This is a genomic window from Dietzia sp. B19 (assembly GCF_014145155.1).
GTDB lineage: Bacteria > Actinomycetota > Actinomycetes > Mycobacteriales > Mycobacteriaceae > Dietzia > Dietzia natronolimnaea.
The window spans coordinates 1-9975 of record NZ_JAALED010000001.1 but is presented as its reverse complement, the minus strand read 5'-3'; the positions used below and the strand labels follow the sequence as shown (position 1 = coordinate 9975).

Sequence of the window (9975 nt, the reverse complement as noted above, 5' to 3'; positions counted from 1 at the left end):
CCGCCTCGCCGCCGAGGTCGTTCCAGCGGTCCGCCACGGGTGCCGGGACGTCGACCGTCGAATCGGCGGGCCCGGGGACGGGGGCCGAGGTCGTCGTGGACATCACCTCTGAGGTGGTCGGTGACACCCCGGTCGCCTCGTCCCGGCCCGATTCGCCGTCCGTCCCGCAGGCGGAGAGCCCGGCGGTGGCGGCCGCGGCGACCGTGACTGCGGCGAGGGTACGCGTGATCCTGTTCATGCACGTAGATCCTAGTCGCGGCCAGACCGGCGCCGAACGTCGTTGCCGGATCGCGACACTCCAGGGTGTTCCGCGGGGGCCGCGGTCGGGGGACACTGGATCCGGGCCACGCCCGTCGGGGCGGGAGGAGGGGGCGACATGTCGAGGTTCGTCACGTGTCTGTGGATGGACGGGCAGGCGGAGGAGGCCGCGGAGTTCTACTGCTCGGTCTTCCCGAACTCGCGCGTCATCTCGGTCGACGAGTCCCCGGTCGACACGCCGGGGCCGAAGGCCGGCGAGGTCCTGACAGTGGAGTTCGAGCTCGACGGTCGGGCCTTCCTCGCCCTCAACGGGGGTCCGGGGGTCGAGTACACCGATGCGATCTCGCTGGAGATCCGGTGCGCCGACCAGGACGAGATCGACCACTACTGGGACGGCCTGCTGGCCGGCGGGGGCCGGGAGGTGCAGTGCGGCTGGCTCATCGACCGTTACGGAGTGCGCTGGCAGGTCGCACCGGAGTCGTTGTACGAGCTGTGGCGCTCGGGGGACCAGGCGGCCACCGCACGGGCCTTCACGGTGATGATGGACATGGTCAGACTCGACGTGGCCGCACTGGAGGCCGCTGCCCGGGGAGTCTCGTGACGCCACCCCCCGGGCGGTCACCCATGCAGGTCACATAGCCCGCGCGTGTGTGGCCCCCGCAGGTCACAGGCCCGCACAGGTCACAGACCCGGGCGCTTGCCCACCGTCAGCGTGACCTCGCCGGTGTGGGCGAAGAAGTCCTCGCCCTTGTCGTCGACCACGATGAACGCGGGGAAGTCCTCCACGTCGATCTTCCACACCGCCTCCATGCCGAGTTCCTCGTACTCGATCACCTCGACGTGCTTGATGCAGTCCTGGGCCAGCCGCGCGGCGGGGCCTCCGATCGAGCCGAGGTAGAAGCCGCCGTGGGTGGCGCAGGCATCGGTGACCTGCTTCGAGCGGTTGCCCTTGGCCAGCATGACCATCGAGCCGCCCGCGGCCTGGAACTGCTCGACGTACGAGTCCATGCGGCCGGCGGTGGTGGGGCCGAACGATCCCGACGGCATCCCCTCGGGGGTCTTGGCGGGTCCGGCGTAGTAGACCGGGTGATCCTTGAGGTACTGCGGCATCTCCTCGCCGGCGTCGAGCCGCTCCTTGATCTTGGAGTGGGCGATGTCGCGGGCCACCACCAGGGGACCGGTGAGGGACAGACGGGTCTTGACCGGGTGCTTGCTCAGCTCGGCGAGGATCTCCGCCATGGGCTTGTTGAGGTCGATCCTCACCGCCGCTCCCTTGCCGGTCCCGGACACGCCGTGCGTCGCGGCGTCCAGTTCGGCGTCGGTGGTGGCGGGCAGGAAACGGCCGGGATCGAACTCGAGCTGCTCGAGGAACACGCCCTCCGGGGTGATCTTGGCCTTGGCCTGACGATCGGCGCTGCAGGAGACGGCGATCGCGACGGGGAGTGACGCCCCGTGGCGGGGGAGGCGCACCACGCGGACGTCGTGGCAGAAGTACTTACCGCCGAACTGCGCGCCGATCCCGATCTGCTGGGTCAGCTCGAAGACCTTCTCCTCCAGCTCCACGTCGCGGAATCCGCGGCCCGACATGGCCCCCTCGCGGGGGAGCTCGTCCAGGTAGTGCGCCGAGGCGAGCTTGGCCGTCTTGACCGCGAACTCGGCGGAGGTGCCGCCCACCACGATCGCCAGGTGGTAGGGCGGGCAGGCCGCGGTGCCGATCGAGCGGATCTTCTCCTCGATGAACTGCATCATCCGCTCGGGATTGAGGATCGCCTTGGTCTCCTGGTACAGGAAGGACTTGTTGGCCGAGCCGCCGCCCTTGGCCATGAACAGGAACTTGTAGCTGTTCTCGTGGCCGGGAGTGGTGTCGGCGCCGATCTCGATCTGGGCCGGGAGGTTGTTGCCGGTGTTCTTCTCGTCCCACATGGTGAGGGGGGCGTTCTGCGAGTAGCGCAGGTTGAGGCGGGTGAACGCGTCGTAGACGCCGCGGGCGACCGCCTGCTCGTCGGGCCCCGGGGTGAGCACGTGCTGGCCACGCTCTCCCTTGACGATGGCGGTGCCGGTGTCCTGGCACATCGGAAGCACCCCGCCGGCGGCGATGTTGGCGTTCTTGAGCAGGTCCAGTGCGACGAACTTGTCGTTGTCGCTGGCCTCGGGGTCGTCGAGGATCTTGGCGACCTGGGCCAGGTGGTCGGGGCGCAGGTAGTGCGAGATGTCGTGCATCGCCGTCTCGGTGAGCAGGCGGATCGCCTCCGGATCCACGCGCAGGAAGGTCGTGCCGTCCGGGCCCTCGACGGTGGAGACGCCCTCGGTGGTCAGGAGGCGGTAGTCGGTGGTGTCCGCACCGACCGGGAGGAGGTCCTCATAGACGAACTCGGGCATCGACGCTCCTGGATCTGTAAGGCGGGTAAAACTTCCGTCCAGGATAATCGTCCGATTGTGCAGGTCAGAATCGGGTGTGGCGCAGGGGGACGAAGCGGTATCCACCGTGGTCGGTGACCTCGAGTTCCCCGCTCGTGCGCCGCACCCTGTGCATGACGTCCCGCCAGGGCGCGACCATCACACCGCCCTCTGCGAGTTGGTCCACGAGCTCCTGAGGGAGGGCCTCGCCCATCGCGGAGACGAGGATCCGGTCGAAGGGGCCGTACTCCGGCAGGCCCAGCACTCCGGGCCGGGCCTGGTGTACCCGCACCCAGGGCTGGGTGAGGGCCGCGCGTGACCTCTCGACCAGCTCCGGAACCAGCTCGACCGCGTACACGGCGGACCCCGGTCCGCCCAGTTCGCCGAGGATCGCCGATGTCCAGCCGCTGCCGGAGCCGACGTCGAGGACCCGCATCCCGGGGAACGGTTCGAGGAGGGTCATCATGTCCGCCACGGTGGAGGGTTGCGAGTTCGTCTGCCCGTGGCCGATCGGCAGCGGAGCGTCGCGGCGGTGGTCGCCCGCGACCTCAGGGGGGAGGAACCGTCGCCGGTCCTGGGCGCGCATCGCCCTCCGGACCTCCGCGGTGGGCATGCCGGGCCTCCTTCGCGACGGGATTCCGATGGCGTGATCGTACTCGCGCCGGGGTCCCGTGGCCACGGGAGCGGGCCAGTCGGCGCGAGGTCCCCACCACCCGCTTCTGAGGGAAGGCACACCTTGGTTCTGCCCCTGCGCACACGGCGTGGTTAAGGTGAGCCTAACCTACTGACTTAAGCCCCTGGAGACACTGTGAACCGATTCCCCACGATCGTCGCCGCGGCAGCCGCCCTCGCCCTGACCGGCGGCGCGCTCACTGCCTGCGGAAGCTCCGACGCGCAGTCCACCGGCACCGACGGTGAGGGGCCCGCGCGGGTCGTCCTCACCAGCCACGCCGCTGCCGACACGCTCGACGAGCTGGATCTCGAGGACCGGGTGGTGGGCCTGACCAAGACCGGGGTGTTCCCGGACGCGCTCGACACCTATGCGAGCGATGAGTACACGGACGTCGGCAGCCTCAAGGAGCCGAAGATGGACGTCATCGCCGAGCTCGGCCCCGATCTGATCCTGTTCGGTGCGCGCACGGAGGCGATGGAGCCCGAGTTCGCCAAGATCTCGGACCAGGTGATCGCCGGTGATCCCGACACCTCCGACACGGTCGCGTCCAACCGCGCCAAGGTGGAGGAGATCGCCGCCCTGTTCGGTGCCGAGGACAAGGCGGCGGAGCAGCTCGCTGAGATCGACGAGAGGGTCGCCGAGACGCGTGCCAAGGCCGAGGACGCCGGAACGGCACTGGTGCTCATGACCTCGGGCGGCAAGGTCACGGCCTACGGCCCCGGGACCCGGTTCGACATCATCTTCAACGAACTCGGAATGGAGTCGGCCGGTGACGTCGCCGCCGAGGGCAGGCACGGCGCACCGCTCAGCTGGGAGCAGATCGCCGAGCTCAACCCCGATCACGTCTTCGTGATCGATCGGGACGCCGCGATCGGTGCCGAGGGTGAGGCGGCCACAGCGCTGCTGGACAACCCCCTGTTCAACCGGACCTCCGCCGCGACCAACGGCAACGTCCACATGCTCGACGGGCAGAACTGGTACCTCATCGGCGGCGGGCTCGGCGTCCTGGACGCCATGATCGGCGAGATCGACTCGGCAGTCTCCTGACCGCGGGGAGCACCCGGTCGTGACCACCACCCTGTCGGAGAACCGGCCACGGCACCAGGCGCCCTGGCCGGTTCTCGGCGTGGCCGCACTACTGGTGGCACTGGTCGCGAGCGTGTTCGTCGGCGCGGCCGACATCACGGTCCGGGACGTCCTCACCGGTGGCCTCACCGAGGCGCATCGCGTCTACCTCCTCGAGGCCCGCCTGCCCCGGACCGCGGCGGCAGCGCTCGCCGGGGCGTCCCTGGCGGTCGCCGGACAGCTCATGCAGCTGCTCACCCGCAACCGCTTCGTGGAGCCCTCCACCGCCGGGACGGTCGAGTCCGCCGGATTGGGCCTGGTCGTGGTGGCGATCCTCGCCCCGGGCGCCCCGATCGTGGTGAAGATGCTCGTGGCGATGGTGTTCGCCCTCGCCGGCACCGCGCTGTTCCTCGCGTGCATCCGTCGCGTCGCCGTCTCCGACTCCTTCATCGTGCCGCTCATCGGCATCATGCTGGGCTCTGTCGTGGGTGCGGTCGCGGCGTTCCTGGCACTGTCCCGGGATCTCCTCCAGATGCTCAACGCCTGGATGCTCGCCGACTTCTCCGCGGTCCTCGCCGGGCGGTACGAACTGCTCTGGCTGGTGGCCGTCCTCGGGGTGATCGCCTACATCACGGCGGACAGGTTCACCGTGGCCGGGCTGGGGGAGGACGTCGCCACGGGCCTCGGTGTGGATCACCGCACGGTCGTCGCCCTGGGAATGTCCATCGTGGCGGCCGTCGCCGCCGTCGTCGTCGTCACCGTGGGCGCCCTCCCGCTGCTCGGACTCGTGGTCCCCAACGTCGTCTCCAGACTCGTCGGCGACGACGCGCGCCGCGGCCTGCCGCTCGTGGCGCTCCTCGGCGCGGTCACCGTCCTCGTCTGCGACATGGTCGGACGGTCGCTCCCGGGCATCCTCGCCGGTGGCTCGACCGGTGCGGGTGAGATCCCCGTGGGGACGCTGGTGGGGATCATCGGCGGGGCCGTATTCCTGGCGATGATGCTGCGGGCGGTGCGCAATGGTTGAGACCCCTACCGCAGAGCGCCCGCCGCAGCAGCTCCGGCGTGGGCGGACACGGACCGAGTCCGACCGACGACGCCGGTGGCTGGTCACCCTGGTCTGCGCCGCCGTCGCGGTCGGGGCGCTGGCCGCACTCGTCCTGACCGGCCTCCCGGAGACCGTGGGCTCCAGGGCCTGGCACTACTCGCTGGACCGGTTGTCCCGCCATGCCGTGGCGATCGTCCTGGTGGCCGTGGCCGTGGGCGTGTCGACGGTGTTGTTCCAGACCGTCACCGGGAACCGGATCCTCACCCCGGCACTCATGGGCTTCGACTCGCTGTACCTGCTCGTCCAGACGATGCTCGTGTTCTTCGTGGTCCCGCGTCCCGAGGCCCTCGCCGGCGGCCTCATCAGCGGCGGCCTCTCCGGATTCCTGGGGCAGACGGCGATCATGGTCGTGGCCTCGACCGCGCTCTACCTCTGGCTGCTCGGTGGGCGGAGGACCGACATCCACCTGCTGTTGCTGGTCGGCGTGGTGTTCGGGGTGTTCTTCCGCTCGATCTCCTCGTTCTTCCAACGCCTGCTCGACCCGGCCGCCTACCTGCGGGTCCAGGACGCCATGTTCGCCAGCTTCCGGGGTGTGCAGCCGGACGTCCTGGTCGCGTGCGGACTCATCGTCGCCGCCTGCCTGGGTGTGGTCGTGCTGCTCGGCCGCAGGCTGGATGTGATGCTCCTCGGCCGTGACCCGGCGGTCGCCCTGGGCGTGAACCACCGCCGGGTGACGATCGTCGTGCTGGTGGTGGTCTCGTTCCTCGTCTCCGCGTCGACGGCGCTGATCGGCCCGGTGATGTTCTTCGGGCTCATCGTCGCCAACGCCGCCTACGCGCTCCTCGGGACCACCCTCCACCGCTTCACGCTGCCCGTCGCCTCGCTGCTCGGCGTGGTCGCGCTGGCCGGTGGGGAGTTGGTGCTCGGCGCCCTGGGCGTCGAGTCCGCGTTGAGCATCGTCATCGAGTTCGTCGGTGGCCTGCTGTTCCTGTTCCTGCTCCTGACCAACCGCGCACGCTGACGAAAGAAGCAGATCATGTCCCTCCTCCCGTTCCGTCGCCGCGGTGACCGGACCAGCGCGACCCCGTGGCCGGCCGAGCGCCCGACCGGGGACGGTATCGAGGCGAACTCGGTGTGCGCGTCATACGGCGAGACACAGGTCCTCCGCGACGTCACCGCGTGCTTCGCCCAGGGCGGCGTCACCTCGTTGATCGGACCCAACGGCGCCGGCAAGTCAACGTTGCTGGGGGTCATGAGCCGACTCCAGGGAGCCGACTCCGGACACGTCCTGGTCGACGGGGTCGATGTGTCCGTGAACGGCGGCCGCGAGCTCGCGCGACGCCTCGCGGTGCTGCGTCAGGAGAACGCCGTCTCCATCCGCCTGACGGTCCGCGAACTCGTGGCCTTCGGCAGGTTCCCGCACAACGGTGGCCGACCCACCCCCGGGGACGACGAGCACGTCGGGTACGCCCTGGCGGCGATGGAGCTGGAGGGCCTGGCCGACCGTTACCTCGACGAGCTCTCCGGCGGCCAGCGCCAACGCGCCCACATCGCCATGGTTCTCGCGCAGGACACGGACTACGTCCTGCTCGACGAACCGCTCAACAACCTCGACCTGCGTCACGCCACCTCGATCATGCGGTTGCTGCGCCGGACCGCCGCGGAGCGGGACAAGACCGTCGTCCTGGTGATCCACGACATCAACATCGCCGCCGCCTACTCGGACCGGATCATCGCCATGAAGGACGGCTCGATCGTCGCCGACGGCACGCCGGCGCAGATCATGCGGACCGACGTCCTGCGGTTGGTGTACGACATGGAGATGCAGGTCGCCGAGGTCGCGGGGCGATACGTGGCGCTGTACTTCGACGGCGAGGACGAGCCGGAGGGCATCGGCGCGGTCCTGTCCACCGCCTGACCGGCTCTCCCGGGGTGGCCCACGGCGCTAGTGTCGGGGGCATGCGTTTCGGACTCTTCCTGCCCCAGGGCTGGCGGCTCGACCTGGTCGACGTGCCCCCCGCCCGCCACTGGCCGGTCATCACCGACCTCGCCACCCGTGCCGACGCGGGCCCGTGGGAGTCGGTGTGGGTGTACGACCACATGCACACCGCACCGCTCACCACCGGAGAGGCCACCCACGAGGCCTGGACCCTGATGTCCGCCCTCGGCGCGGTGACCTCCCGGGTGCGGCTGGGTCAGATGTGTACCTGTCTCGGGTACCGCAACCCCGCGCTCCTGGCGAAGATGGCGTCGACCGTGGACCACATCTCCGGCGGACGCGTCGAGATGGGGATCGGGGCCGGCTGGTACGAGCACGAGTGGCGGGCCTACGGCTACGGGTTCCCCTCCGCCGGTGAGCGGATCGCCATGCTCGACGAGGGCGTGCGGATCATGACCGAGGCCTGGGCCGACGGCATCGTCTCGCTCGAGGGTGACCACTTCCGGGTCGACGGTGCGATCGTGCGACCACGGCCACTGCAGGAGGGTGGCATCCCGATGTGGATCGCCGGGGGCGGCGAACGCAAGACCCTCCGGATCGCCGCCCGCCACGCCGACTACACGAACTTCGACGGCAGCCCCGAGGGGTTCGCCCACAAGTCGGAGGTCCTGTTCGCACACTGCGCGGACGTGGGCCGGGACCCGTCCGAGATCACGCGCACCGCCAACTACAACGTGGCCGTGGGGGAAACGGAGAAGGACGTCGCCGACAGGCTGGCGTTCCTCCGTGACCGGATGGCCCGCCACGTGGGCGCGGACGAGGCGGACCGGCAGCTCGGCGCGTACCGCGGGCTGCCCGCGGTGGGCACGCCCGGGCAGATCGTGGACAAGCTCCGCGAACTCGAGGGTCTGGGGATGACTTACGGGGTGTTCTACTTCCCAGAGATCGCCACCGACACCTCGGGGCTCGAGTTGTTCGAACGCGAGGTCATCCCGGCCCTGGCATGACCCGCCCGCCGGGCGGACGTCCCCACCATCCCCGACCACCGGAGTGCGACCGTGATCAAGGACATCCACTATGAAGAGCTGCCCGCCGAGGCGGTACTCGATCACGTCACCCCGGGGATGCACATCATCTCGCCGATCCAGAACGCGGCGCCCCCGGCGTTGCTGCGCGCCCTCGACGCGGGGGCCGAGGGGTTCTCCGGCGTCACCATCCACCACATGGACCCCTGGGAATCGCTGCCCTTCATGGAGGGTGCGTACCCGGGCAGGCTCCGGCACGTGGACTACTTCCTCGGTCCCGGTTCGCGGAAGAACTTCCACGAGGGCACGTGCGATCTCGTTCCGGTCGACTTCGCGCAGGTGCCGGCGACCCTGCGTGAGTTCAGCCCGCCCGGCCTCGCCGTGACCACGGTCTCCGAGATCGACGAGCACGGGTTCTTCTCGATGGGCACCAACGCCGACTACGTGGCGTCCTTCATCGGACAGGTGCCGTTCTTCGTCGAGGTCAACGCCAACATGCCCCGGACCTTCGGGCGCAACCACATCCACATCTCCCAGGTCGTGGGCGTGACGCGGAACGACGCCCCGATGATCTCGATCGAGCCGCCCGTGCCCGGCGAGATCGAGCACGCGATCGCCGACCACATCGCCGAGCGGGTGCCGGACGGGGCCTGTCTGCAACTGGGGGTCGGCAAGCTCCCCAACGCGGTGCTGTCGCGGCTCACCGCGCACGAGAACCTGGGGATCCACACCGAGGCGCTGTCGGACGGCGTGATGGACCTCGTGGACGCCGGCGTCATCGACGGATCACGGAAGACCGGCCGGCCGTTCAAGCACGTCACCACCTTCGCGGTGGGGTCGCAGAAGCTCATGGACTGGCTGCACAACAACCCGTCGGTCGCCATGCTCCCGGTGGACATCGTCAACGACCCGCGCGTGATCGGTCAGGAGCACAATCTCCATTCGGTCAACGCCACGAGCGAGGTCGACCTCTACGGGCAGGCGGCATCGGAGACGATCGGTGGACGGTACTGGTCCGGAGCCGGTGGTCAGGCGGACTTCGCGAGGGGCTGCAGGTTCTCACCCGGTGGCCACGGGTTCATCGTCACCCCGTCCCAGACCTCCGGCGGTATCAGCCGGATCACGCTCTCGTTGACGCCCGGGAGCCCGGTGACCACCCACAAGAACATCATCGAGAACGTCGTGACCGAGTACGGGATCGCGACGCTCAGGGGTCGGTCGGTGTCCGACCGCGCCGCCGCACTGATCGCGATCGCCCACCCGGACCACCGCGAGCGGCTGAGTCGGGAGGCCCGCGACGCCGGGCTGTTGCCGCGGACCGTGCACTAGGGCCGGATCCCCGACGGCCCACCGGCGCCACGTTCGCGGCGCCACGTTCGCGGCGTCCACGTGGGTCGACCGGTGGCAGGGGGCCCGGAGGGGGGTTACGTTTCCGGTGGAATGTGACCCCTGACATCGGAGGAAATCATGGACCCCATCATCTGGATCGTCATCGGGGTGGTCGCAGTGGTCGTGGTCATCGCGTTGATCGCGTTGGCCGCGAGGAACAGCAACAGGAAGAAGCTCGGCGAGG

The 9975-nt window shown here is 69.6% G+C and carries 9 protein-coding genes and 1 pseudogene; 7 read left to right on the top strand and 3 right to left on the bottom strand.

The window, feature by feature from the left end; genetic code table 11:
* Positions 1–238 (bottom strand): annotated as a pseudogene (locus tag G6020_RS00050) (hypothetical protein); the annotation flags it as partial.
* Positions 239–376: 138 nt separating this feature from the next.
* Between G6020_RS00050 and G6020_RS00045 the strand changes: the two are divergent.
* The gene (locus G6020_RS00045; protein ID WP_182609241.1) at positions 377–859 is read left to right on the top strand and encodes a VOC family protein; all 483 of its coding nucleotides are present in this window, start codon (positions 377–379) and stop codon (positions 857–859) included.
* 80 nt (positions 860–939) lie between these two features.
* On the opposite strand, the gene G6020_RS00040 is transcribed toward G6020_RS00045, so the two are convergent.
* Entirely contained in the window at positions 940–2637 is a 1698-nt protein-coding gene (locus G6020_RS00040) for a fumarate hydratase (RefSeq protein ID WP_182609240.1), read from the bottom strand.
* A gap of 64 nt (positions 2638–2701) precedes the next feature.
* Positions 2702–3268, bottom strand: coding sequence for a methyltransferase domain-containing protein (locus G6020_RS00035; RefSeq protein WP_182609239.1), 567 nt, complete (start codon positions 3266–3268; stop codon positions 2702–2704).
* Positions 3269–3463: 195 nt separating this feature from the next.
* Between G6020_RS00035 and G6020_RS00030 the strand changes: the two genes are divergently transcribed.
* From G6020_RS00030 to G6020_RS00005, 6 genes are read left to right on the top strand one after another with little or no spacing between them, the layout of a single operon-like run.
* Positions 3464–4375 (top strand): ABC transporter substrate-binding protein, encoded by a 912-nt coding sequence (locus tag G6020_RS00030; protein WP_182609238.1) that lies wholly within the window; start codon positions 3464–3466, stop codon positions 4373–4375.
* A gap of 19 nt (positions 4376–4394) precedes the next feature.
* Positions 4395–5417, top strand: a complete 1023-nt coding sequence (locus tag G6020_RS00025) for a holin (RefSeq protein WP_347238266.1) — start codon at positions 4395–4397, stop codon at positions 5415–5417.
* On the top strand, positions 5410–6459 hold the full coding sequence (locus G6020_RS00020) for an iron chelate uptake ABC transporter family permease subunit (protein WP_182609237.1): 1050 nt from the start codon (positions 5410–5412) through the stop codon (positions 6457–6459). Before G6020_RS00025 ends, G6020_RS00020 begins: the two co-directional genes overlap by 8 nt.
* Positions 6460–6474: 15 nt before the next feature.
* On the top strand, positions 6475–7356 hold the full coding sequence (locus tag G6020_RS00015; protein WP_182609236.1) for an ATP-binding cassette domain-containing protein: 882 nt from the start codon (positions 6475–6477) through the stop codon (positions 7354–7356).
* A 41-nt stretch (positions 7357–7397) separates the two neighbouring features.
* Complete coding sequence (locus G6020_RS00010) at positions 7398–8384, top strand: LLM class F420-dependent oxidoreductase (protein ID WP_179525608.1); 987 nt, start codon at positions 7398–7400, stop codon at positions 8382–8384.
* 54 nt (positions 8385–8438) lie between these two features.
* The gene (locus G6020_RS00005) at positions 8439–9731 is read left to right on the top strand and encodes an acetyl-CoA hydrolase/transferase family protein (protein WP_182609242.1); all 1293 of its coding nucleotides are present in this window, start codon (positions 8439–8441) and stop codon (positions 9729–9731) included.
* Positions 9732–9975: the final 244 nt, after the last annotated feature.